Here is a 23,456-nt window from a genome sequence, read left to right on the forward strand (position 1 = left end):
GCGGCGGCCCTGCGCGTTCAGCGACCGGACCAGCGCATCGTCGCCTCGGTCCGGTTGCTCACCCCGAGTTTGGCGAAAACGCGGTTGAGGTGGTTCTTGACCGTCTTCTCGGTCAGCAGCAGGCGCCGGGCGATGGCGGCGTTCGAGTGGCCCGCGTCGAGCAGCTCGACAACTTCCCTTTCCCGGGGCGTCAGCCCGAACTCGTCCTGCATCCGACGGATGCGGTCGGCGTGTCCGGCCGTCTCCCGATCCCGTAACGCCTGGTCACGCAGGGCGGAGATGGTGACGGCAGCGCCCCGCGGCGACAGCCAGGCCTGCCCAGCGGCCACTGCCCGTACGGCGCGAAGTAGCTCTACCGGCTCGAACTCGCCGTGCACCAGGTAGCCCCGGGCACCCCCGCGGAGCATCCCGGAGATCAGCTCCTCGCCGGAATCGCTCGTCAACGCCAGTACGGCAGTGTGCCCGGTGAGTTGGGTGACGACGCTGAGCCCGTCGGCGATCGGCATACGGTGGTCGAGCAACGTCACGGCCGGGCGGAGACGTTGCGCGCTGCTGAGCGCGGTCCGTCCGTCGCCCGCCTCGCCGACCACCGCCATGTCGTCGGCGCTGGCCAGGTAGCCGCGCAGCGCGGCCCGGACGATGGGATTGTCGTCGACGATCAAGATGTCGATCATCGGGTCGCCGTCCACTGCGGTCGTGGGCGTGGGGCGGCGGCCGGTTGCGCACGGCGGACGACGGTGTTCGCGGCGAACTGACGCATCAGGGGGCCGGGCTAGCTGATGGTGACGTGGTCGGTGGTCATCGGGGCCTTGACGACGGTGGCGGTCAGACCGGTGACCACAGCCCGTGAGGCGGTGTGCCGCCACGGAGACGGAACCCGCGCGAGGAGGAACAGGCGGCGCGGGTTGGAACTGCCCGACACCGGGTCACCGGACATGGTGCGGCTTCCCGGCCCGGAAATGGCGAATCAGACTCAATACCGCGGGCACGGCACGAATCTACACACCGGGGCATCGAACCGGCGATTGGCGTGCGGACCTTGTCAACTGATCGTCACCTTGTCGACATCCGGTGCCGGCGACGTGTCGTTGTACAGCGTTACCGCAACACGACCTGCAGGTATCGCTGCGGTGAACTGTAGTGTTCGCGGAAGTTGCCAACTGGTTCCGCTGACTTGGAAGGAGCTGGGCGCGGCGTTGTTGATCGCCACTTTCAGTTCTCGTGCGCCGTCCGACTCGTAGGTGACGGTGACCGTACGGGTGCCGGCGGTCGGTACGTCGAGATAGACGACGACCCTGCCGAGATAACGTACCCGGGCCCCGCCGTCGCAGGTGCCGCAACTGGTGACCGCCGCTCCACCGGTGATGGAGTTACCCGGGTCCTCGGCCTGCACACTCACCGGGCTGAACGTCGTGGGCGTTTGTGACGGTTCGGTCGGCTGCGACACCCCGGGTGTGCTGGACCGGATGGCACCGGGCGACTGAACCACCTCCCGTACCGGTGCGGCGGACGTTCCGGCCGACGCCGAGCGGAGTGGCCCGCTGCTCGGCGGAGGTGGGGTACCCGGTGTGCCGGGCAGGGGGCTGGGGGTCGGACCGATCGCGGAGGTGGTCGTGGGATCAGGCAGTTCAAGTGGCGAGGCCGAGGCATCCGTCGTCGTCGAGGGCGGACGGACCTGGTCGGCGACCGAGGTCCTGGTGGCGGGGGAGCCCTCGTACCGCAGGGTCCCGATCAGGACGAGTACGCCGAGGGACGCCAGCACGGTGGCACCGGCCAGCCGCCATGGCGTGAGCCGGCGCCGTCCCGGTCGGTCCAGGTCTGCCTCAGGCATGACCAAACGGTAGACGGTCAACCGCCGCCGGTCCTGGGTCGAAAGGCCCAAGCGGGCCCAGGACCGTCCCTCGTGGTGGGTCCGGTTCCGGTGCTCCTCCACGGAGTCGACTGAACGTGATGGACGTCGTGGCCGTTGTGGAACGGACCGCCGCTGGTGTCCGGATGGCGTCACGACGCCCGACGAGGAGACGACCTGCAGTGAAACAGCCGAGCGCACGTGGACTTGTAACCTGGTGGAGAGGAATGAGCCGACGTGGTGCGACGGTGACGTCGCTGGTGCTGGCTCTCGTGTGTGTGGCGACGGGCGTGGTCGGACACAGGATCGCGGTCGCGGACCCCGTGCGGGAAGCCAGTCAACCGGTCGACGCGGAGACCGCGCAGACGATCTCGATTGCCGCGCTGTCCTGCCCGGCGTTGAACGGCCCACGGCTCGCGGCCCAGCTGATGGCGAACTCCGCCGTGGCGGCGGACCAGGTCGATGGGGTGGCGGCCATGCCGGCCGCGACGTTCACCAAGTGGGCGCCGTGGCCGGGCGCAGTGGCCCAGGACACCACCGCCAGCGTGTACGCGCTCGCACACCACATGTGTGACCTGGTGGGGCAGATCCGGGTGGCCGGCGTCGACGGTGACCAGTGGCGGGCGGCCCTCGCGGCGTACCACTCCGGCATCGACGCGGTGCGCGGCGCGGCAGGGGTACCGGATGGGGCTCGGGAATACGTCAGTCAGGTCGCCGCCCACACGGTCTGGTATGCCGACCAGGCGGTGTTCGGCGGTCCCAACGGTTCCGCCACCCCCGCGACCGTCACCATGCGGGGCGTCTCGGCAGCGGATCCCGGATCGCCGGTGCCGGCGGAGTATCTACCGGCGGTACACGCCGCCGGCTCGGTCTGTCCGCAGGTCACCCCGGCACGGGTCGCCGCGCAGGTGATGGCCTCATCAGGTTTCGACCCCAATTTGCGCTCCGCGGACCGGATGGGCATCGCCCAGTTCCGTGCCCAACTGTGGAGCGAGTACGGGCCAGCCGGAAACTCACCGTGGGATCCACACGCGGCGATCACGGTGCTGGGTCGGACGATGTGCGCACTCGTGAAGTCGCTGACGCCGCTGGGTGGAGACAGCTACCGGCACGCCCTCGCGGCTTTCCAGGTGGGCGCAGATGCGGTACGCGCCGCCGGTGGGATGCCACCGGTGCCGTCCGTGGCGGAGTTCGCTGACCGGACAATTTCGCTCACCGACTCCTACTCCGGCGTGAACACGAGCCCTTCGGCCAGCCCGTCGCCCTCACCCGTCCGGGCGACGCCGAGTCCGTCACCGCGGCGCAGCACCCCAGCACCGAGCGCCGCTCCCACGCGCACTCCGAGCGCCGATCCGACCCCTTCGGCGCCGACGCAGTACCGGCTCGTGAACGTGCACAGCAGGAAGGCGATGACCGTACCGAACCGCTCCGTGGCGGCGAACGAGATCCTCGTGCAGCAACCGGATCGGGGCGGAGCAGACCAACGCTGGCTGTTGGTACGCGACCGCGACGGCCTTGTCAGGATCAAGAGCGTACTCAACGGCCTGGTGCTCTCGCCTCTCGATGGGTCGAAGGAGCCCTACGCCTTCGCCGCCCAGGTGCCCGACGCCAGCACCTCGGCGACCCGGTGGCGGCTCGACGACATCGGCGGTGGGCTGTTCGAGATCCAGAACGAGGGCAGCGGTCTGCTCCTGGCTTTGCAGTTCATGGTCGACACCGACGGGACCCGGCTGTTCCAACATCCCGACAACGGGACCGTCGACCACCTCTGGCGGCTGGTTCCTGCGGGAGGCGAGTGACCGTGCAGCCTCGGATCAGGCTGGCCGTCGCGTCAAGGTGGGCTGTCCTGCTGGGACTTCTCACCGCTGTCGTGCTCGCCGCCCCGGCTCGTGCCGACAACCAGCCGAATGTGAAGTACTACACGGTGACCAATTCTCACCAGGGAACACCGGAGAGCCTGCCCCGGATTGCGACCCGTTTCCTCGGCTCCACCGACCGGGCCGGCGAGATCTTCAACCTCAATGTCGGGCGGCCCCAACCGGGCGGTGGTGCGCTCACCGACCCGGCGACGATCCGGCCGGGCTGGCACCTGGTGCTGCCGTGGGACGCAGTCGGCGAAGGAGTCCGCTACGGGGTCCTCCCCGGCGCCGAGGCGACCCCGTCCGGTACCGCTGCGCCGCGTACGGATTCACAAGCCACTGCCGCGCCGCGTACGAACCAGCCCAGCACCGCGCCGCCAGCCCAACGTCCCGGAACCGCGGCGCCGGCTGCCCCCGCCGGCGTCCCGGACCGGCAGCAGGCGGCCAACCCGGTGACCCCGGTCCGACCCTCGGCGGAGCCCGGCTGCCGGCCACCAAAGGGCAAGGCGGGCGTGACGGTCTCGGACTGGGCCGTCAAGCAGCTCGCCGCGGAGCGGGCCTGGGACAGCGCCCGCGGCCGAGGGCAACTCGTCGCGATCGTCGACTCGGGTGTGGACGGCACGTCGGCCAGGCTGACCGGGCATGTGACGGTGGGCGTGGACGTCGTCGCCGGTGGTGGCCGGGGTGATGTGGACTGCCTCGGCAGCGGCACCGCGATGGCCGGTATCGTCGTCGCGCAGCCCTTCAAAGGCAGCGTGTTGGTGGGCCTCGCACCGGACGCCACCGTGCTGCCGATCAGGGTGGTGACCGACAGGCCACCGGCCCGGTCGGCGGACCAGGTGACCGCTGTCGAGACGGCGGTCGCCGCCGGTGCCACCGTCATCGCACTCGGATCGCACGTGGACACGAACGACGTCGGGGTGGCCAGGGCGGTGACCACCGCTGTGGCCAACGACATCGTCGTGGTCGCCGCTGCAGCGTTGGACGGGGAGCCGGTCGACCCGGCGGCCGTTCTGCCGGACGAGGGCGTGTTGCGGGTCGGTGCCATCGGGGTCAACGGCCAGGTCGCCGCAAGGTACCGGTCAGGTGGCGTGCACGTGGTCGCGCCCGGTGTCGATGTCACAAGCCTCGGTCGGTCCGAGGCGGACCCTTTCGTCGGCAGCGGCACCCAGTACGCGGTGGCGTACGTGGCCGGCGAGGTGGCGCTGGTGCGGTCGGCCTATCCGAAGCTCAGTGCGAGCGAGGTGGTGGAGCGGGTCAAGGCGACCGCGCACAAGCCCGCCGCGAGTGCCGCGAGCGTCGACTACGGCTACGGCGTGATCGATCCGGCTGCGGCGGTGAACACCGTGCTACCCGACGAGCGCCTGACTGTGGGGGACGGCGACGAGCCGGGTGGTACTGCGGAGTCGACCGGTGGCGGACGGATCGCGCTCCTGGCGATGATGGCGTTGGTCATGGCGGCGGCGCTTGTGCTGCTCGTTCTCCGGCTCCGTACGGTGCTGCGTGGCCACGCGGAACCGGTCGCCGACCCCTATCCGGCGTTGACCGGCTCGACCGGCTCCTGGCCGGTCATGTCGGACCAGAGCCGGAGCGGCTGACCACCGGCTGACCAACTGCTGGTCGGCATCGGGCGGATTCAGGAATCAGAACAGGGTGGTGGGCTCGACCGGGATCGGCTCGGGCGGTGGGTTCAGCTCCGGTATCCGGGCGCGTACCTCCTCGTGGAAGCGGCGGGCCAGCATCGGTGCGTCGGCGTTGTCCGGCGTGTGGATGAACACGGTCGGCGACCGGCCTTCGCGCAGCCACTGTGCGTTGAGATCCACCCAGCGTCGCCAGCCCTCGACGGTGCGTGCCGGGTCGTCGCGGCCGAGGTACCGGACGATCGGATGGTCGGTGAGCGCCGTCGTACGCAGCGGCATCCTCGGCTTCCTGGTCCAGGCGTCCCGCTCGGCGTCGCTGGTCGGCGGGTCGGTGAAGAACGCGGTGGTGTCGAAGGGGATCCACTCGGCGTCCGTGTCGGCCAGGATCGTCTCCAGTAGCCGGGTCGCGCGGGGGTCGGTGACGAAGGCCGGGTCGCGTACCTCCACGGCGGGGCGGTGGGCGGCGGGCAGACGGCGCAGGAAGCGGGCGAGGGTGGGTACGTCGTGCGGGCCGAACGAGCCGGGCAACTGAACCCAGAGGGCGTGGACCCGTGGGCCGAGTGGTTCGATCGCGTCGAGGAAGGCGCGCATCGGCCTGTCGACGTCGGTGAGCCGGCGTTCGTGGGTGACCACCTTCGGCAGCTTGAGTACGAAGCGGAAGTCGGTTTCGGTCTGCTCCGCCCAGGAGGTGACCGTGTCGAGGGTCGGCGTGGCATAGAAGGTGGTGTTGCCCTCGACGGCGTCGCACCAGCCCGCGTAGTGCCTGAGCCGGTCGTTCGCCGGCAGCGGATGGGGGAGCAGGCGTCCCTGCCAGGACCGGTGAGTCCACATCGCACACCCGACGTGCAGTCGCATGGACACCTGTTCAGCCGGCGTCGACGCGTTCGACGGTGAAGGAGGAGACGCCGCCGGTGACGTCGATGTCGTAGCGGTCCGTCGCGGAGTTCCAGCCGGGCGCGGTGAAGGTCGTGCCGCCGGCCACCCCCGAGTGGGTGGTGCCGTCGACGGTGACCGAGCCGGCTCCGCCACCGGCGCGTACCTGTACAGGTGCGTCACCGGCGAGGCGGACGACAACCTGGCTCGCACCGCCGCCCAGCAGGGTCCGCTGGGTACCTTCCGGCGGGGGCAGGATCAGTTCGACCCGGGTCGCGCCGGCGGTGAACTCGACGTCGCCGAGTTGCGCGCCGTGCAGGTCGAGATGCTGCTCCTTCGCGCCGCCGCCGAGTCGGACGTGCCAGCGTACCGACTCGGCCAGCGCCACCTCCACGATTGCCGGACCGTCCAGCTCGGTGCCGCGCAGGCTGGTCAGCAGGTTTCCGTCGGTGAGGGAGACGGTGGGTCGGACGCTGGCGTCGCGGGGTGTCGATATGCGGTATGCGTCGTCGCCGAGGTCGGTGGTGCGTACCCGGATCACGTCGGCGCCGTCGAGCAGCACGAAGGTGGCCTCGCGCAGGTCACCGGCGGCACCGGTGACGACGTGCCCGTTGCGGCTGTCGTTACGGACCGTGACCCACGTCCAGGTGGCGACCACCACCACGACGATGACCAGTACGGCCGAACCTATCCACCACCACAACCGTCGCCCCCCGACGGTCTGAGTGCTCTCCACGTCGTGTCGCCTCCCGAACGAATGGCCCGACGAGTTCTTACCCGCCTGCCACCGAGTCTTACGCGTGTCAGGTCTAGCGGGCTCACCGCGGGGTGTGGCACTCATGCCACCACGAGATCATGCCCGGCCGGGAAGCACGTTGGGTTGGCGCCCTCATGTCCGAGCGTCATGATCATGTTGAGGTTGGCCAGGTCGCCGCGGCGTTCAGAGTAGATCGTCGGGCTGGGTTGCCGTTGTAGGTGACCAGGTTTGACCTCGGCACCGTTGGCGTGCCGTCCTGACCACCCAAAGTGACCGTCAACCTGGAGTTGACGAGAGTGGGGCGTCAACCTAGGGTTGACGTATGGCTGATTTCGTACAGACGAACAACCCGGTCCGCCTCGACGACCTGATCAAGCTCATCAAGCAGGCCCATGCCGACACCCTCGACCAGCTCAGCGACGCGGTCATGATCGCCGATCACATCGGCGAGGTCGCCGATCACCTCATCGGTCACTTCGTGGACCAGGCACGCCGCTCCGGAGCGTCCTGGACCGAGATCGGCCGCAGCATGGGAGTGAGCAAGCAGGCCGCGCAGAAGCGCTTCGTGACCACGGCACTGGATCCGCAGGAGGGCTTCCAGCGGTTCACCCCACGGGCCCGCAACGTGGTGATGGCATCGCAGAACGAGGCGAGGGCGGCGCACAACGCCCAGATCACCCCCGCCCACCTGGTGCTCGGGTTGCTGGCCGAACCGGAGGCGATAGCCGCGAAGATACTGACTGCTGCAGGCGTGCCGGCCGAGGCGGTACGCGAGGTCGCCACGGCGGCACTGCCCGCGCCGTCGGACGACGTGCCGAGCCTCATTCCGTTCGACGCCGCAGGCAAGAAGGCCCTCGAGTTGACCTTCCGCGAGGCGCTGCGGCTCGGGCACAACTATGTGGGCACCGAACACATCCTGCTGGCCCTGCTGGAACAGGAGAACGGCGAGGGTGTACTCGCCCGCCTCGGGGTGGACAAGGCCGCCACCGAAACGAGTGTCGTGGCGGCCCTGGCCGAGTTGCAGGAGTCCGATTAGTCGATCAGGGCTCGACGGAGAGCCCGTACCGTGCCGCCTGCTCCGGGTCGGTCGGATCGATCTGGCGCAGGCCGGCATCGGCGAGGCGCTTGTTCACCTCGTCGAGTCGCTCACGTACCAGTCGGGCCTCCTCCTCGGTGACCCTGCCCCGGTGCGGTCGGCCGGCATGTTCGATGGTGCCGTAGTCGATCTTCTCGGTGCTGCGACGGGCCTTCGGTGGACGTACCCGCTCGGCGGTCTTCAGCAACTGCGCCATCGGCACGTCGGTGGCCATCGCGTCGAACTCGCTGGCGGTCAGCACCACCCGTCGCGGCTCACCGTGACCGTGCCGGTCGTGGATCTCGACGACCGCCACGTCCAGGGCGCCATCGTCGAGACTCTCCACCTCCGCCGGGGTGGCCTCCAGCTGCACGGGCCCGGCCACCAGGTCAGGATGCTCGAGAACGACGACGCGGATGGCCTCGTCGTCGGCGCTCAGCACCGTGCCGCTGAAGTCGGAGACGTGGATCGTCTTCTTGCCCATGGATGTGCCAGCTCCCGTCGTGACCGTCGAAGGACCAGCAGACGTTACCCGACAGGTGTGCGAAAGCGCGCGGTGGCTCGCCGCCCTTACCGGCTTCCTCGGTGCGCCACCCACTCGGTCAGCTGCCACAGGATCTCGTACCCCTTCGGGTGGGGAGCATTGTCGAGGAACCCTGAGAGCGGCAACGTGACAGCTCGCCAGTCGTCCCTCGGCCAGCAACGTCTCAAAGTGCGTCAGCGCGGTTTCAGATGGTGCCGAACGGCGCCAGTGGGCAGGCTGTTCAGCTCGCACCAGGAGAGTGCGTCGGGACGGGTCCGGTGACCGCGGTGGGCCGGCTGGGCGGGGAAGCGGCCGATGAGCCGGTGGTTGCGCCAGGTGCGCTCGGGGTCCTGCTGATCACGGTCCTGCGGCTGCTTCCCCTGCGGCTGCTTCTGCATGTCCCCACCGTTCCAAAGAAAGTTGTCCATGTATGGAACTGGGTTTGACGGTCGATAGATCGTTCAGGTTCCCAGGACCAGGCCACCTACGCCCCCGAATCGACCGCATCGTCGTACGGTGAGCGGCGTCGGCGGTGACGGACGGTGGTGTCGATGCTCGGCACCCGATCGGGTCGGGACCGTCCGTGAGCTGGCTCGGCACCCTGCCGGTCGGCTGAACGCTGACCGGCAGGGCGCGGACCGTGGATCCCGGGCCGGATCCCCGGTCCGCGCCCTCCCCCCAGGTCCGCGTGAGGCTTCAGTGCCGATCACGCTACGTATCCGGAACCCGCTCGGCAAGCTGTCGCCACCGTCTCGCAGCTGTCCAATTGTGGACTTGACCTGGGTAGAAGCATGTTCTTACACCCACCTCGCTCAGTGACGCAGGGTGTGAATCAGGCTGACGACCTGTTGCGTCACCGGCCGCAGCACGCGCAGACGTGACAGCTGCACCAGTCGGTCGACAAGCGGCACCGCGCCGTTGATCAGTTGCCGGGTCCGGGTCTGTCCCGGCGAGCGGTCGTAGACCCAGAAGAGCACCACGCCCATATAGGCGAGCCAGAGCAGCTCGGGTAGCTGAGGGCGCAGCTCCGCGTCGACCTTCGCGGTGGAGCCGGCGAGCACCTCGGCGTATAGGCCGATGGACGCCTCGCGGGGACCGGAGGACTCCGCGGAGAAGGGGCTCAGCGGGGAGGTCGGCGGGCCAGGCCGAGCACCTCGGCGGCTGCGCGGCCGTTGGCGTGGCTCGCGCCGTATGTGGTGACGAAAGCTCGCACCGCGTCGGGCCGCCAGGTGGCCGGCCAGCCCATCTCGACCACGGCCACCGGATGCGAGGCGGCCAACGCGTTGGCCAACTCCGGGCCGCCGGGCAGCCGATGCAGGTGGCGGGCGACCAGGACGATCGGCCGGTCGCCGGCACGTCGGCGCAGTCCGACCGGATCGGCTTCGGCGGCCACCACCCGGACCTGCTCGGTGCCGCCCAGGTGCGGGCCGAGCCCCCACGGCACCCGACCCTCGGCGATGGTGGAGTCGGCATGCAGATGCACCACGAGCGACCGGTCCAGCCCGGTCGGCACGCCCTCCACCCGCACGGCCCGGCGGGCCGCCGCGTACCCGAGGTCGATGGGGGCGGCAGTGGTGCGGCCGGCGGTGCGGGTCCAGGCGGCCAGGTCCGCTGCACGGCCGGCGGCCTGTTCGACGCGGGTCCGCTCCAGCCGGCCCTCGCCGAGTGCGGCCACGATCTCGGCGGCGACCCGCTCGACCAGGTCGGCGTCGACCCTGGCGCCGATGCAGAGCAGATCGGCGCCGGCGGCCAGGGCCCGTACCGCGCCAGGGGCGACGCCACCAGCCGCCAGGGTCGCGCCCTTCATCTCCAACGCGTCGGTGACGATGACGCCGTCGAAGCCGTACTCGTGGCGTAGCAGGTCCACCAGCACGGCACGGCTGAACGTGGCCGGCCCGTGGCCGGTGAGTGCGGGTACCCGGATGTGTGCGGTCATCACCGCCCTGACCCCGGCGGCGATCACTGCGGCGAACGGAGGCAGGTCCCGCTGGCGCAGCAGGTCAGGTGCGGCATCCACGGTGGGCAGCCCGTGATGGGAGTCGGTCACGGTCGCTCCGTGTCCGGGAAAGTGCTTGGCGCAGGCTGCCACCCCGGCAGCCTGCAGGCCGACGGTCGCGGCGGCGGCGTGGGCCGCGACGCTCGTCGCGTCGGCGCCGAAGGAGCGGGTGCCGATGATCGGATTGTCGGCTGCGGTGTTCACGTCGACCGTGGGCGCCAGGTCGAGGGTGATGCCCAGGCCGGCCAACTCACTGCCGATGGCCTGGTAGACCTGGCGGGTCAGCGTCACGTCGCCGGCCGCGCCGAGCGCGGCGTTGCCCGGGTACGGGCTACCGGTGGCGTGTGCCAGCCGGGTGACGTCGCCACCCTCCTCGTCGATGGCGACGAGTACGTCGGTCCGGCCGCTACGCAGTGCCGCCGTACTCGCCGACACCTGCGCCGGACCGTGGACGTTGCTGCCGAACAGGGTGTGCCCGGCGAGCCCGTCGGCGACCAGTCCGACAGCCCAGTCGGGTGGGACCGGCCCCGGGTACGCGGCCAGCAGAGTACCCAGCGCCAACCGGCGTAGTCCTGGATCCAGCCCCACGTGTGCTCCTCCCGGTGCCGGCCGGTGCGGATCTCGTACCGGGTCGGCGGAGGTCCGTGCTCCCACGCAGCCGATACGCTACGGCTTACCCGTTCGCCAGTCGGTCTACAGTCACGTAAGAGTTTGTTGGTTAGCAAAGCTTACTAATTGCTTGAGGACACATGGCATGAGTGCGACCCGGCTGCCCGGCACCCCACGTCTGTTGCGGGCCCTCAACGACCGCGCGGCGCTGGAACTGCTGCTGGAGCAGGGGCCACTGACCCGTGCCCGGATCGGCGAATTGACCGGCCTGTCCAAGGTTACCGCCTCGCAACTGGTGGAGCGGCTGGAGGAACGCGGGCTGGTCACCCGCGTCGGCGAGCAGGCCGGCGGTCGGGGACCGAACGCCCAGCTCTACGCTGTGCGGCCCGGCAGCGCCCACGTGGTCGGGGTCGACGTGGGGCCGGAGCGGGTGGTGGCCGCCTGCGCCGACATCACCGGGGCGGTACTCGGTCGGGTCGAGCAGTCCACGAAGGACACCGACGACCCGGTGGGCGTGGTGCACAACGCGGTCGTCCAGGTGGCCGGCAGCGCCGGGGCGCAACTGTCGAGCGTACGCCGGATCGTGCTCGGCACCCCCGGCCTGGTCGACCCGGGCACCGGCGACATCACCTTCGCGTACAACCTGCCCCGCTGGCACCGGGGTCTGCTCGCCGCGCTGCGTGACGACCTGGACACCCCGGTGGTCTTCGAGAACGACGTCAACCTGGCCGCGGTGGCAGAGGCGCAGTCCGGTGCGGTCGGCGGCCTGGCGGATTTCGTCCTGGTCTGGGTCGGCGCCGGTGTCGGGCTGGCGATCATGCTGGGCGGGCGGCTGCACCACGGCAGCAGCGGAGCCGCCGGTGAGATCGGCTACCTGCCGGTGCCGGGCGCACCCATCCCGCGTGACGTCTCGCGCCGGGCGAAGCCGGCGTTCCAGCAGTTGGTCGGCGCCGACGCGATCCGCGCTCTGGCCCGGGAGCACGGCTATCCGGACGCCGCCGCCGAGGCGGTCCGGGCCGCAACCGCCGACGGCACTGCGGGTGCGCCGATGCTCGACGAGGTGGCCCGCCGGCTCGCCCTCGGTGTGGCCAGCACCTGCGTGGTGCTCGACCCACCGCTCGTGGTGCTCGCCGGGCAGGTGGGGCAGGCCGGCGGGACGGCTCTGGCCGAGCGGGTGCAACACGAGGTCGCCGCGATCACCCTCGTGCGCCCCCGGGTGGTGACCACCGGGCTGACCGAGGAGCCGGTCCTGCACGGTGCGCTGCGTACGGCACTGGACGCCGTCCGCGACGAGGTCTTCGGCTCCACGGTCGGCTGACGAGGTGTAGGCGGCGCCGGTGCACGACGGCTCGGGCGGTCAGATCAGGCGCGCACCCGAGCGGCCCGGGACCAGCAGACCGCAGGGTGAGCAACGACACGGCACGTCACCGTACGGCGGCGACGCCCGCCCGTGGGGACGTACCGCAGGTGCGTGGTTGGATGGGCTGGTGACTGGTGACCTGATCCCCGGCACCGCTGGTGCCGCCCCCGCCCCTTCGCCCGTGGACGCGGATCTGGTGGTCAGCCTCGACGGCGTCGCCGTACGTCGATCCGGCACCGCCCTGCTGCACGACGTCGACTGGCGGGTGGAACTGGACGAACGCTGGGTGGTGCTGGGGCCCAACGGAGCCGGCAAGACCACCCTGCTCAACCTCGCCTCCGGGCGCCTGCACCCGAGCACCGGAACCGCGCACGTGCTGGGCGAGCGGATCGGCCGCACCGACGTCACGGAACTGCGTACCCGGATCGGGTTGTCCACCGCCGCGCTCGCCGAGCGGGTGCCAGCCGGGGAGCGGGTCGTCGACGTGGTGATGACCGCCGCCTGGTCGGTGGTCGGTCGGTGGCAGGAGAACTACGACCCGGCGGACGAGGCCCGCGCCCAGGCGTTGCTGGACCAACTGGGCGTCGGCGCGTTGGCCGACCGGGCGTACGGCACCCTGTCGGAGGGGGAGCGTAAACGGACGCAGATTGCGCGGGCGTTGATGACCGACCCGGAGCTGCTGCTGCTCGACGAGCCGGCGGCCGGGCTGGACCTGGGCGGTCGGGAGGACCTGGTCACCCGGCTCGCCGACCTGGCGCAGGACCCGGACGCCCCGGCGATGGTGCTGGTCACCCACCACGTCGAGGAAATTCCGCCAGGCTTCACCCACGCATTGCTGCTGCGCGACGGGGCGGTGATGGCGCAGGGCCTGTTGCCCGACACCCTCACCGCTGACAACCTCACCAAGACCTTCGGGCTGCCACTGCTCGTCGAGCGACACGGTGACCGCTACACCGCCCGCGCCACCTTCACCCAGCAGCAGTGAGTGGGAGGGCGTCGTGCGGCAGACTCGCGTCGTAGTGGTCGGCAGCGCCAACATGGACCTGGTCGCCACCGCTGAGGCGCTGCCCCGTCCCGGGGAGACCAGGCTCGGCACCGACTTCGTCACCGTGCCCGGCGGGAAGGGAGCCAACCAGGCCATCGCCGCCGCGCGGGCAGGTGCCACCACGGCGTTTCTCGGCGCGATCGGCTCGGACGCATTCGGGGTGACCCTGCGGGCCCGGATCACCGCCGCCGGGGTCGACACCAGTCAGCTGCGTACCACCTACGGCGCGTCCGGAGTGGCCCTGATCATGGTGAATGCCCAGGGGGAGAACGCGATAGTGGTGACCCCGGGGGCGAACACGTCGCTGACCGAGCTGACCGAGACCGAGCTAACCGCCGTCCGCGACGCCGACGTGCTCGTCGCGCAACTGGAGATCCCGGTGGACACGGTCACCGCGGCGGCGGTGGCTGCCCGGGCGGCCGGCACCCGGGTGGTGCTCAACGCGGCGCCGGCAGTGCCGGTCCCGCCGGAGCTGTTCGCCGCCGTCGACCTGCTCGTGGTCAACGAGACCGAGGCGCAGGCGTACACCGGACGAGGCCGGGAGGCCCCGCAGGCGCTGCTCGACCTGGTGCCCCGCGCGGTGCTCACCCTTGGGCTGGAGGGTGCCTGGTACGGCGACCGGGAGGGCACTGCGGTGCAGGTCCCGGCGGTCAAGGTGGACACGGTCGACTCGACGGCGGCCGGCGACGCGTTCACCGGCGCGCTCGCCGTGGCCTGGGGTGAGGGGCGTGACCTGGTGGACGCGGTGCGCTGGGCCTCGGCGGCCGGTGCCGCCTGCGTACGCCGGCTCGGAGCCAGCGTCTCACTGCCGCACCGCCGCGAGATCGATCAGCTTTACGCGGTCTGATCAGGTTCAGGGTGGTTCGAGTGGGCCTGACCGTCCTGTACCGGCCACCTGCCCGACGCTGGTGCGGAACCCGAGACGGTGAGGTCCGCATCTTCCTTGTGAAGTGGTGCCGGTAGGTCACCGCAGCCTTCGGGACCGACGTGGCCGATGCACACCCGCCCGGGACCGGCATCCCGTCGGGCGAAGCGCGGACCGGCGTCTCAGCCGGCGTCGTCGTTGAGCTTCTCGCCCCGCCTGCGCAGCATCGACAGGCCGGGGATGCCGGCGACCGCGAGTTTGAGATCCCGGGTGACGTCGAGCAGGTCGTGCAGGTCCGGGCCGACCCGGTCCAGGGTGGCCAGGATCGGCAGGACGTCGGCGGTGAGGTGCTGCCGTAGCTTCGGCAACTCGTCGACCAGCCGGACCGCTGCGGTGACCTCCTCGTGGCTGAGCTGCTCGACGAAGTGGTTGGCCATGGGGGCGGCCCGCCGTAGCGCCGGTTCGTACGCCGTCATCAGTTCGGCGGCGGTGGCGGCGGCCTCCGCCGCTGTGCTCACGGTCGCGGCGGCCCGCCCGGCCACCGACTGCGCCGACTCCACCACGACCGACGCGGCTGCGGCCACCTTGGTGGCGTCGTCGACGGCGGCGGTGGCGGCGGCGCTGATAACTGCGACCTCACGGACCGCCACCTCGGCGTCGGTGACCATCCGGTCGGTCCGGTCGAGGGTCTGCTCGACCCGGTCCACCACCGCGTTGATCCGGGCGAGCAGCGCCTCCACCTCGTCGAGTACCGCGAACGCGCGGGTCGGGATGGCGGCGAAGGAGGCAGCCTGGTCGAGAGCGGATCGGGTGAGACCGAGCACGGCGGTCGGTCGGGGAAGGGGGAGCGCCATGGGGTCAAGTGTGCGCCGGGCGGTCCAGAGCCGCCCGGCGGACGGGTTCAACTGTCGCCCTGCTGTTCGACGGCGCGCTGCACCGCTCGGTAGATCTGGCCGAATCGCAGTGCGTCCGGCGTCCGTAGCACGAGCACCTCCTGCCGCCGGTACTGCACCCACAGCTCCAGTACCCGGTTGCCGCGCTCGTAGGAGCGGTCCAGCCAGCCGAGGGGGATCTCCAGGAACGGCACCAGCGCGAGCGGGACGATCACGCAGGCTGCGAGCACGATCAGCGCCGGCAGCCAATCGCCTCGGTCCGTTGCGGACCAGGCCAGCGAGAGCACACAGACCAGGCCCACCAGCGGGGGCAGGGAGAGCAGCAGGACCAGCACGCCCCGACCGAACACCCGACCGCGTACGGCCAGGGTGGTGCGTGCCTTCGCATGCCAGACGTAGGTGACCTCGGTGATCGGGATGACGTGTCCACCAGCCCGGATCGCCTCGGAGGTCACCTGCACCGTGTCGTCCCGGTAATAGAGCGCCATCACTTAGCCTACTCGACTTTCGCGGTCTGTGCGGCTGCGAGAGCCCATGCGCGCTGGACCTGACGGATTTCCGCGTTGGTGGGTTGAGCTGGGCGAGAGCCCATAAAAGGCGCCGCGATGAGGGTGCGTCGCAGCGCGGTGAGCATGTCAGCGAACGACGGGTCGGAAACACCGCGTTGCGAGACAGCCGGGTCGTCCAGGTGACCTGGGTGGGCAGGTCCCGCAAGCCACGACCGTGGTACGCGGCGTCGGCGACCACGTGGATCCGCCGGGCCGCCACCCGCCCGGCGATGGTCGTCACCATGTCAAGCGCCAACTCGACCGTCGAGGCGGTGCCCTTGCCCTGCCACCGTCGGCACAGCACTGGCAGGCGCAACGGTCGGGACATGAACGGCACCCGCACGATGATCCCGACCACCACCCACCGGTGCCCGAACGCCGACTCGTTACGGGCGGGCGCGGAACCGTCATGGATCCACCCGGCCCCATGGACCTTCTTCCCCCAACGACGATGCGCGGTGTCATAGACCGCCAGCAACAGGCACTCCGCCCGCGGATCAACCAGGTGCGGCACCACCAGGTCGAGCACGGTCAGACCGATCTGGTCGACCTGCGGGCGGTGGAGAAGAACCGGTGCGCCCGATGATGCGACCAGGTGGCGGCCAGTCCGGACCCGGTGAGCATCCCGCAGACCGTGCGCTGCCCGGTCTGCGCGATCAGACCCACGTCAACCTTCCCAAGTCACTCAGCACCCACCCCGAATGGACAAAACGGTCAAGCCAAAACAGTCAGGCGGGGAGCAAGAGGTTCTGACGGATCGAGGTCAAGGCGCGGAACACCTCGAACGTCGGCGTCGTAGAAGACCCCGCGAAGGCGTCCAACAACCGGCGTAGCGAGATGGCCGGGCTGGCTCCTGGAAGCATCGACGGATCACTTTCGGCAACGACAGTGGTGCAGGCGCCGTCGATGCTTCCGTCATCTCACCCAACAACCTGCATCCCCAGGCCACCCCGGCGTGTCACACCCACCGCCGACCCGCACACTAAATGCGAAAAATCCAGAGATCTTCGAGAATCCGTTCGCAGGTCGTGGTGACCGCCGACCCGCACCCCAAAACTGCGAAGGTCCAGAGCCTAAGCACCACCGGGCAACCTTCGCCGCTCTGGTGGGCGTTCAGCGTGAACGTGGTGGTGCCGGTCGACCGACCTCCATCGCCCGTTGCAGGGCGCGGTAGATCTGGCCGAAGCGCAGGGCGTCCGGGGTGCGGAGCAACTGCACCGGTTGTCCTCGCCAGCGGATCCAGACCTCCCGCTGCCGGCTGCCCCGGGCGTAGGAACGGTCCAGGTGCTCGAAGATGAGGTCAGCGACCGGCCCGACCGTCAGTCCGACCAGAACGCAGGCCCCGACGATCGCGATCGTGACGGTCATCGACCGACCCAGTGCGAGGGCCAGTGCGACTCCGGCGGCGGCGGCCACCAGGGGGGCGACGAGTGCGGCACCGAGGGCGCCCCGCCCGGCCAGCACCCGCCAGGACAGGGTGCCGTGTTGGTGCCAGATCTCGTCGATCTCAGCTAACGGGTAGACCCGGCCCTCGACGGTGACGGCGGCCGAGGTGACCCGTACGGAGCGATCGTCGTAGTAGGTGATCGCCGGTCGCTTTTCGTGCAGCCCGGTCGGTGGCGACGGTGTCGCGGCTCGGGCACCGTGCGGCTCGGGTTGGCGAGGGTTCATCGTGCGACTCCCGACTGACGGGTCTGGCACCAGCCTATGTACCCCAACGAGCCGCGCCGTAAGGTTGGCACGCGACTTCGACGAGGAAGTGAGGCTCAGCGTGGGCGAGTTCGTGCGGCTGGAGACCTTGGACGGCATCGGCACCATCCGGTTGGAGCGGCCACCGATGAACGCCCTGAACACCCAGGTGCAGGAGGAGCTGCGCGCCGCCGCGACCGCCGCGACCGCCGACAGCGGTGTCCGTGCGGTCGTCGTGTACGGCGGGGAGAAGGTCTTCGCCGCCGGCGCGGACATCAAGGAGATGGCGGACATGTCCTACGTGGACATGGCTGAGCGGGCTGCCGACCTGTCGAGCGCCCTCGGCGCGATCGCCCGGATTCCCAAGCCGGTGGTGGCCGCGATCACCGGCTACGCTCTCGGCGGTGGCTGCGAGCTGGCGTTGGCCTGTGACTGGCGGGTGGTGGCCGAGGACGCCAAGCTCGGCCAGCCGGAGATCAAGCTCGGTGTCATTCCCGGCGCCGGGGGCACCCAGCGGTTGGCCCGGCTGGTCGGCCCGGCCCGTGCCAAGGATCTGATCATGTCGGGCCGGATGGTGAACGCGCAGGAGGCGCTGCGGATCGGCCTGGCCGACCGGATCGCACCGGCGGCCGAGGTGTACGACAGCGCGGTGGCGATGGTGCAGCCGTACCTGAACGGGCCGGCGCAGGCGTTGCGGGCGGCGAAGCTGGCCGTCGACGGTGGCCTGGACATGGATCTGTCCTCGGGTCTGGCCTGGGAGAGTCAGCTTTTCGCGGCGCTGTTCGCCACCGATGACCGGAGTGAGGGGATGGCGGCGTTCGTGGCGAAGCGCAAAGCGGACTTCACCGGACGTTGAGCCCGTCGCGGATGGTTCCCATTCCTCCTACCGGCCAGTAGCGTGTGATCTCGGTCAGGCGACGATGAGGAGCGGGAATGGCGGAGCGGATCGAAGGCCACGGCGGTGAACTCGCCCTCGCGGCGTTGCGCGCGTACGGGGTACGGGAGATGTTCACCCTTTCCGGCGGGCACGTGTTCCCGCTCTACGATGCCGCGTACAAGGGCGATTTCCCGATCTACGACGTGCGGCACGAGCAGTCCGCTGTCTTCGCCGCCGAGGCGGTGGCGAAGCTCCAGCGTCGCCCCGGCCTGGCCGTGCTCACCGCAGGCCCCGGCGTGACAAACGGCATCTCCGGCCTGACCAGCGCCTTCTTCAACGCCTCGCCGGTGCTGGTGCTGGGCGGCCGGGCGCCGCAGTTCCGCTGGGGCTCGGGCAGCCTTCAGGAGATGGACCACCTCCCGCTCGTCGCCCCGGTCACCAAGCACGCGGAGACGGTGTTCAGCCCGGAGGACGTACCCCGGGCGCTGGCGGCCGCGCTGACCACCGCCCTCACTCCGCACCGGGGGCCGGTGTTCCTCGACTTCCCGCTGGAGGCGATCTTCTCGGTGGGTGACGCGGAACTGCCAGCCGGCCCGCAGCTCAGTCCGCTCGAAGCCGATCCCGACGAGGTGGCCCGCGCCGCTGGCCTGATCGCGGCTGCGGTCCGTCCCGTGATCATCGCCGGATCGGACGTCTGGACCGGCGACGCGGTGGCGGAGTTGCGGGCCGCCGCCGAGGCGCTCACCGTTCCGGTCTTCACGAACGGTATGGGTCGGGGTGCTTTGCCGCCGGAGCATCCGCTGGCCTTCGCCAAGGCCCGTCGGATGGCCCTGGCCAACGCCGACGTGGTCGTGGTCGTGGGCACCCCGTTGGACTTCCGGCTCTCCTTCGGCGACTTCGGCGAGGCCCAGGTGGTGCACATCGTCGACGCACCCAGCCAGCGCGCCGGCCACGTACAGCCCGCCGCCGCTCCCGCCGGTGACCTGCGTGGCATCCTCACCGGCCTGGCCGAGCACCCCGGCGACCGGGTCGACCACGACGACTGGGTGGCTCGGCTGCGGACCGCCGAGGACGCCGCGAGGGTCCGCGACGCCGAGGAGATGGCAGCCGAAACCGACCCGATCCGCCCGGCCCGGATCTACGGCGAGCTACGTAGGGTGCTCGCCCGCGACGCGGTCACCATCGGCGACGGCGGGGACTTCGTCTCGTACGCCGGGCGGTACCTGGAGCCCGCCCAGCCCGGCACCTGGCTCGACCCCGGCCCGTACGGCTGCCTCGGCACCGGTATGGGCTATGCGATGGGTGCCCGGGTCACCCACCCGGACCGGCAGATCTGCGTGCTGATGGGCGACGGTGCGGCAGGCTTCTCGCTGATGGACGTGGAGTCCCTGGCCCGGCAGAAACTGCCGGTGGTGATCGTGGTCGGCAACAACGGCATCTGGGGCCTGGAGAAGCACCCGATGCGGGCCATGTACGGCTACGACGTGGCTGCCGACCTTCAGCCCGAGCTGCGCTACGACCAGGTGGTGGGTGCGCTGGGCGGTGCGGGCGAGACGGTCGCCAAGGCGGCTGAACTGGGCCCGGCGCTGCAACGGGCCTTCGACGCCGGGGTGCCGTACCTGGTCAACGTGCTCACCGATCCAGCCGACGCGTACCCGCGCTCCTCGAACCTGGCCTGAGGCGGCAGAACCCTGCCCCTGGGCTACTTCTCGGGGCGGGGTTCCTCGCGGGGCGGTTCGCCTTCACGTTTGCGTAGGTCGTCTTCGCGTCTGCGTAGGTCGTCCTCCCAACGGCGGAAGAGTTCCTGGTCCGCCTGGCGGGAACGCTCCTCGATCGAGCGGAGGAACTCCGGGTCGTCGTCCGGTGCGACCGGCCGGGCTGGCGCGGCCGGTCGTCCGCCCGGAGCCCAGGAGGTCGACCCACCGGCGTGCCGGCGCTCCCGACCGGCGACGAACCAGGCGATCGAGCCGACCAACGGGAAGAACAGAATGATCAGCAGCCAGGCGATCCGGGGGAGGTGTCGGATGCCGTCCTCCTCGGCGGAAAGGCAGCTGATCAGAGCGCAGACGGCGAGGACGACCTGCGCCAGGAAGAGAAGGATGTACAGCCGGGCCATGTAACCATCATTACCTACCCAGGCAGCACCGTCACAGCCCGCGCAGCGCCAGCAGCGCTCCGAGGAGCGCGAATCCGACGGCGGCCAGCCCCACCAGGGCCAAGAGTGGACCGCCGGTGCGGGGTCGGCCGCTGCCGGTGGCCCGTCGCCAACAGAGCGTGATGGTCGTGCTCCAGCCGAGGACGGCGAGCGCCGCAAGCCCGGCCTCACCCGGGCCCCGGGTCACGGCGAGCCGGACGGTCAGTAGTGCCACCACGGTCAGCGCGAGCAGGGTACGTCGCCAGGCAAGACGGGTGCGTTCGGGTTGCAGCCCCGGGTCGCGGGCCGTGGTCATCCGCTGATCGCGCCGGCCAGCACCGCGACCACCAACGACAGTGCGCCGAAACCGACGGTGAGGGCGAGGACGGCCGGGAAGCGGGACGCCGGCAGTTCCTCGCCGAGCCGGATGGCCCGTTCGGTGCGCGCCCAGTGGTCGACGGCCCGGACCGCGACGGCCCCGCCGAGCAGCAGCAACGCCACGGCGATTGCCTCGCGCAGGTGAACCAGGGGCAGGGTGGGCAGGAACTGCGCGGCGGCGAGTCCACCGGCGATCAACGCGAGCCCGGTACGCAGCCAGGCCAGGAAGGTGCGTTCGTTGGCCAGCGAGAAGCGGTAGTCGGGGGTGTTGCCCACCGACCGCAGTTCCCGAGGGTCGAACCAGTTCCTGACCAGCTGCCACACGATGGTGATTATCCGGTTCCCCACGGGAATAGGTTGGGAGCATGACGGATCTTGACGTGAGCACCCTGCGGGCTGCGTACGACACCCAGCTTCGGCCGGGCCTGCCCGATCCGGTGCCCGACGGTGTCGTGGTGGAGTCCGACGGCCCGGTCTTCCGGGTGCTGGGTCTCGATCAGCGGGGCCTGGTGACCTACCGCGACCTCGGAAGATCGGCAGGTGTCGATCTCGACGAGTTGATCGCCCGGCAGGTGGCGGTGTCGCGGGAGCGGGGCGAGCCGGTCGAGTGGAAGCTGCACGGCCACGACGAACCAGCCGACCTGCCGCAACGGCTACGCGTCGCCGGCTTCGTGCCCGAGGAGCAGGAGACCGTCGTGATAGGCCCGGTCGCCCCGTTGGCCTCCGCGCTGCCGGTGGTGCCCGGGGGCGTACGCCTGCGGGAGGTGACCGGGCGCGCGGACCTGGACCGGATCGCGGAGCTGAAGACCCAGGTGTGGGGGCGCGACCTGTCCGGACTTGCCGACGCACTGGAACGGGAGATCGCTGCCGACCCGCAGGCCGTCACGGTCGTGGTGGCCGAGGCGGGCGAGTCGATGGTGAGCGCCGGTTGGGTGCGCTACCCGGTCGACAGCACGTTCGCCACACTCTGGGGCGGCTCGACGCTGCCGGAATGGCGGCGTAAGGGCATCTACCGAGCGATGGTCACCTATCGGGCCCGGCTGGCTGGGGCGCGCGGCCGGACCTTGGTGCAGGTCGACGCGTCGGACGAGAGCCGACCGGTGCTGGAGCGGCTCGGGCTCGTCGCGGTCACCGCCACCACGCCCTACGTCTACACTCCGTGATCATGAGTCAGCGGCTGACGGACGACGAGAAGTTGACCCTGAAGACGGGCGCCTTCGGTGCGGTGCTGATGGTCTCCAACGCCGAGCCAGGGGTGATCGCGTTGTTCCGGGAGAGCTTCGCGGCCTCCGGGGCGATGGCCGGCGCCAGTGGAGTGGTGAAGGAGGCGCTGACCAGTGGGCCGTTGCCGAAACTGCCGCGTGACTCGGCGCTCGAGGTGGAGTCGGTGGTGCTGCCGGCGTTGCGGCGGGGAGTCGAGATCCTGACCGAGAAGGCGCCGCAGGACGTGCCGGTCTACCGGTCGGTGGTGCTTGCGGCAGCCGATCGTACGGCCCGCGCCCACAACGGGGTCAGTGCCGCTGAGGCCGAGGTCGTCGAACGGATCCGGGGCGTGCTGGGCGCCGATGCTACTGACAGGTAACATGATGTGGTGGGCAACCGCACAACAGCCCAAGGTTGACCCACGGCACCGCACGCGCGAGGCTGCGCCCAGATCGGGGCGAGAAGATCACGTAACCACAGCAGGAGGGTCGTCGAAGCGCGATGAACATCGTCGTACTCGTCAAGCAGGTGCCTGATTCAGGCGCGGACCGCAACCTGCGTACTGACGACAACACTGTCGACCGCGGTTCGGCGAACAACGTCATCAACGAGATGGACGAGTACGCCATCGAGGAGGCGTTGAAGATCAAGGAGGCGCACGGCGGCGAGGTGACCATCCTGACCATGGGTCCGGACCGGGCGACCGAGTCGATCCGGAAGGCGCTGTCGATGGGACCGGACAAGGCGGTCCATGTGATGGACGACGCCCTGCACGGCTCCTGCGCCGTCGCCACCTCGAAGGTGCTCGCCGCCGCGCTCGGGCAGCTCAACGCCGACCTGGTGCTGTGCGGCTCCGAGTCGACCGACGGGCGGGTGCAGGTGATGCCGCACATGCTCGCCGAGCGGCTGGGTGTCGCGGCGCTCACCGGTGCGCGCAAGCTCACCGTCGACGGGGCCACGCTGACCGTGGAGCGGCAGACCGAGGAGGGCTACGAGGTGGTCACCGCCTCGACCCCGGCCATCGTTTCCGTGTGGGACACCATCAACGAACCCCGGTACCCGTCGTTCAAGGGCATCATGGCCGCCAAGAAGAAGCCGGTGCAGACGCTCTCCCTGGCTGACCTGGGCGTGGCCGCAGGTGAAGTCGGCTTCGTCGGCGCGACAAGCGCCGTGGTGGAGCACAGCAAGCGCCCGCCGCGTTCGGGTGGCACCAAGGTCACCGATGAGGGGTCCGGCGGCACGCAGCTCGTCGAGTTCCTCGCCACCGAGAAGTTCGTGTGAGG

At 70.4% G+C, this 23,456-nt stretch carries 27 protein-coding genes; 12 read left to right on the top strand and 15 right to left on the bottom strand.

The window, feature by feature from the left end:
* Window positions 1-17: 17 nt before the first annotated feature.
* The 3 genes from HCA58_RS14030 to HCA58_RS14040 all read right to left on the bottom strand — a co-directional run bounded on the left by HCA58_RS14030 (window position 18) and on the right by HCA58_RS14040 (window position 1,831).
* The gene (locus HCA58_RS14030) at window positions 18-674 is read right to left on the bottom strand and encodes a response regulator transcription factor (RefSeq protein ID WP_169598271.1); all 657 of its coding nucleotides are present in this window, start codon (window positions 672-674) and stop codon (window positions 18-20) included.
* A gap of 98 nt (window positions 675-772) precedes the next feature.
* On the bottom strand, window positions 773-937 hold the full coding sequence (locus HCA58_RS14035; RefSeq protein ID WP_169598272.1) for a hypothetical protein: 165 nt from the start codon (window positions 935-937) through the stop codon (window positions 773-775).
* Window positions 938-1,042: 105 nt separating this feature from the next.
* Window positions 1,043-1,831 (bottom strand): hypothetical protein, encoded by a 789-nt coding sequence (locus HCA58_RS14040; protein WP_169598273.1) that lies wholly within the window; start codon window positions 1,829-1,831, stop codon window positions 1,043-1,045.
* A gap of 245 nt (window positions 1,832-2,076) precedes the next feature.
* On the opposite strand from HCA58_RS14040, the gene HCA58_RS14045 reads away from it, so the two are divergent.
* Window positions 2,077-3,648 (top strand): RICIN domain-containing protein, encoded by a 1,572-nt coding sequence (locus tag HCA58_RS14045; RefSeq protein ID WP_169598274.1) that lies wholly within the window; start codon window positions 2,077-2,079, stop codon window positions 3,646-3,648.
* A complete protein-coding gene (locus HCA58_RS23555; RefSeq protein WP_169598275.1) occupies window positions 3,645-5,306 on the top strand; it encodes a S8 family serine peptidase in 1,662 nt (553 codons plus the stop codon). Before HCA58_RS14045 ends, HCA58_RS23555 begins: the two co-directional genes overlap by 4 nt.
* Window positions 5,307-5,351: 45 nt before the next feature.
* Here the strand turns inward: HCA58_RS23555 and HCA58_RS14055 are convergent, their stop codons facing one another.
* Both HCA58_RS14055 and HCA58_RS14060 read right to left on the bottom strand, forming a co-directional pair.
* The gene (locus tag HCA58_RS14055) at window positions 5,352-6,179 is read right to left on the bottom strand and encodes a DUF72 domain-containing protein (RefSeq protein WP_205808628.1); all 828 of its coding nucleotides are present in this window, start codon (window positions 6,177-6,179) and stop codon (window positions 5,352-5,354) included.
* Between the two features lie 34 nt (window positions 6,180-6,213).
* Window positions 6,214-6,957 (bottom strand): hypothetical protein, encoded by a 744-nt coding sequence (locus tag HCA58_RS14060; protein WP_169598277.1) that lies wholly within the window; start codon window positions 6,955-6,957, stop codon window positions 6,214-6,216.
* Between the two features lie 343 nt (window positions 6,958-7,300).
* On the opposite strand from HCA58_RS14060, the gene HCA58_RS14065 reads away from it, so the two are divergent.
* A complete protein-coding gene (locus tag HCA58_RS14065) occupies window positions 7,301-8,014 on the top strand; it encodes a Clp protease N-terminal domain-containing protein (protein ID WP_169598278.1) in 714 nt (237 codons plus the stop codon).
* A 4-nt stretch (window positions 8,015-8,018) separates the two neighbouring features.
* Here the strand turns inward: HCA58_RS14065 and HCA58_RS14070 are convergent, their stop codons facing one another.
* From HCA58_RS14070 to HCA58_RS14085, 4 genes are all read right to left on the bottom strand, one after another.
* Entirely contained in the window at window positions 8,019-8,537 is a 519-nt protein-coding gene (locus tag HCA58_RS14070; RefSeq protein ID WP_169598279.1) for a hypothetical protein, read from the bottom strand.
* A 233-nt stretch (window positions 8,538-8,770) separates the two neighbouring features.
* A complete protein-coding gene (locus HCA58_RS14075) occupies window positions 8,771-9,004 on the bottom strand; it encodes a hypothetical protein (protein ID WP_240956215.1) in 234 nt (77 codons plus the stop codon).
* A gap of 384 nt (window positions 9,005-9,388) precedes the next feature.
* Window positions 9,389-9,805, bottom strand: a complete 417-nt coding sequence (locus HCA58_RS14080) for a TetR family transcriptional regulator C-terminal domain-containing protein (protein ID WP_346775992.1) — start codon at window positions 9,803-9,805, stop codon at window positions 9,389-9,391.
* Window positions 9,697-11,160: a glycoside hydrolase family 3 protein gene (locus HCA58_RS14085; RefSeq protein WP_169598280.1), complete on the bottom strand. Its 1,464-nt coding sequence runs from the start codon at window positions 11,158-11,160 to the stop codon at window positions 9,697-9,699. The genes HCA58_RS14080 and HCA58_RS14085 overlap by 109 nt, the downstream gene beginning before the upstream one ends.
* Window positions 11,161-11,326: 166 nt before the next feature.
* Between HCA58_RS14085 and HCA58_RS14090 the strand changes: the two genes are divergently transcribed.
* The 3 genes from HCA58_RS14090 to HCA58_RS14100 all read left to right on the top strand — a co-directional run bounded on the left by HCA58_RS14090 (window position 11,327) and on the right by HCA58_RS14100 (window position 14,433).
* A complete protein-coding gene (locus HCA58_RS14090; RefSeq protein WP_169598281.1) occupies window positions 11,327-12,499 on the top strand; it encodes an ROK family transcriptional regulator in 1,173 nt (390 codons plus the stop codon).
* 169 nt (window positions 12,500-12,668) lie between these two features.
* Complete coding sequence (locus tag HCA58_RS14095; protein WP_169598282.1) at window positions 12,669-13,526, top strand: ABC transporter ATP-binding protein; 858 nt, start codon at window positions 12,669-12,671, stop codon at window positions 13,524-13,526.
* 13 nt (window positions 13,527-13,539) lie between these two features.
* Window positions 13,540-14,433, top strand: a complete 894-nt coding sequence (locus tag HCA58_RS14100) for a ribokinase (RefSeq protein ID WP_169598283.1) — start codon at window positions 13,540-13,542, stop codon at window positions 14,431-14,433.
* Window positions 14,434-14,633: 200 nt separating this feature from the next.
* Here the strand turns inward: HCA58_RS14100 and HCA58_RS14105 are convergent, their stop codons facing one another.
* Both HCA58_RS14105 and HCA58_RS14110 read right to left on the bottom strand, forming a co-directional pair.
* Window positions 14,634-15,305: a hypothetical protein gene (locus tag HCA58_RS14105; protein WP_169598284.1), complete on the bottom strand. Its 672-nt coding sequence runs from the start codon at window positions 15,303-15,305 to the stop codon at window positions 14,634-14,636.
* Between the two features lie 47 nt (window positions 15,306-15,352).
* Complete coding sequence (locus HCA58_RS14110; protein WP_169598285.1) at window positions 15,353-15,832, bottom strand: DUF6232 family protein; 480 nt, start codon at window positions 15,830-15,832, stop codon at window positions 15,353-15,355.
* A gap of 511 nt (window positions 15,833-16,343) precedes the next feature.
* Here HCA58_RS14110 and HCA58_RS23890 point away from each other — a divergent pair.
* Complete coding sequence (locus HCA58_RS23890) at window positions 16,344-16,478, top strand: hypothetical protein (protein WP_277351258.1); 135 nt, start codon at window positions 16,344-16,346, stop codon at window positions 16,476-16,478.
* A 527-nt stretch (window positions 16,479-17,005) separates the two neighbouring features.
* Here the strand turns inward: HCA58_RS23890 and HCA58_RS14115 are convergent.
* Entirely contained in the window at window positions 17,006-17,563 is a 558-nt protein-coding gene (locus HCA58_RS14115; protein ID WP_240956216.1) for a DUF6232 family protein, read from the bottom strand.
* 100 nt (window positions 17,564-17,663) lie between these two features.
* On the opposite strand from HCA58_RS14115, the gene HCA58_RS14120 reads away from it, so the two are divergent.
* Both HCA58_RS14120 and HCA58_RS14125 read left to right on the top strand, forming a co-directional pair.
* Window positions 17,664-18,437, top strand: coding sequence for an enoyl-CoA hydratase-related protein (locus tag HCA58_RS14120; protein ID WP_169598286.1), 774 nt, complete (start codon window positions 17,664-17,666; stop codon window positions 18,435-18,437).
* A gap of 77 nt (window positions 18,438-18,514) precedes the next feature.
* Window positions 18,515-20,137, top strand: a complete 1,623-nt coding sequence (locus tag HCA58_RS14125) for an acetolactate synthase (RefSeq protein WP_169598287.1) — start codon at window positions 18,515-18,517, stop codon at window positions 20,135-20,137.
* A 23-nt stretch (window positions 20,138-20,160) separates the two neighbouring features.
* Here the strand turns inward: HCA58_RS14125 and HCA58_RS14130 are convergent, their stop codons facing one another.
* The 3 genes from HCA58_RS14130 to HCA58_RS14140 are packed head-to-tail and all read right to left on the bottom strand — an operon-like array spanning window position 20,161 to window position 21,294.
* Complete coding sequence (locus HCA58_RS14130; RefSeq protein ID WP_169598288.1) at window positions 20,161-20,574, bottom strand: PLD nuclease N-terminal domain-containing protein; 414 nt, start codon at window positions 20,572-20,574, stop codon at window positions 20,161-20,163.
* Between the two features lie 31 nt (window positions 20,575-20,605).
* Window positions 20,606-20,908, bottom strand: coding sequence for a DUF202 domain-containing protein (locus HCA58_RS14135; RefSeq protein WP_169598289.1), 303 nt, complete (start codon window positions 20,906-20,908; stop codon window positions 20,606-20,608).
* Entirely contained in the window at window positions 20,905-21,294 is a 390-nt protein-coding gene (locus HCA58_RS14140) for a DUF202 domain-containing protein (RefSeq protein WP_169598402.1), read from the bottom strand. The genes HCA58_RS14135 and HCA58_RS14140 overlap by 4 nt, the downstream gene beginning before the upstream one ends.
* A 41-nt stretch (window positions 21,295-21,335) precedes the next feature.
* On the opposite strand from HCA58_RS14140, the gene HCA58_RS14145 reads away from it, so the two are divergent.
* The 3 genes from HCA58_RS14145 to HCA58_RS14155 all read left to right on the top strand — a co-directional run bounded on the left by HCA58_RS14145 (window position 21,336) and on the right by HCA58_RS14155 (window position 23,454).
* Window positions 21,336-22,133 (top strand): GNAT family N-acetyltransferase, encoded by a 798-nt coding sequence (locus HCA58_RS14145; protein WP_169598290.1) that lies wholly within the window; start codon window positions 21,336-21,338, stop codon window positions 22,131-22,133.
* Between the two features lie 2 nt (window positions 22,134-22,135).
* Window positions 22,136-22,552 carry a hypothetical protein gene (locus HCA58_RS14150; protein WP_169598291.1) on the top strand — a complete coding sequence of 139 codons (417 nt, stop codon included), beginning with the start codon at window positions 22,136-22,138 and terminating at the stop codon, window positions 22,550-22,552.
* A gap of 122 nt (window positions 22,553-22,674) precedes the next feature.
* On the top strand, window positions 22,675-23,454 hold the full coding sequence (locus HCA58_RS14155) for an electron transfer flavoprotein subunit beta/FixA family protein (protein ID WP_169598292.1): 780 nt from the start codon (window positions 22,675-22,677) through the stop codon (window positions 23,452-23,454).
* Window positions 23,455-23,456: the final 2 nt, after the last annotated feature.

Source organism: Micromonospora sp. HNM0581 (assembly GCF_012726175.1).
Lineage (GTDB): Bacteria > Actinomycetota > Actinomycetes > Mycobacteriales > Micromonosporaceae > Micromonospora.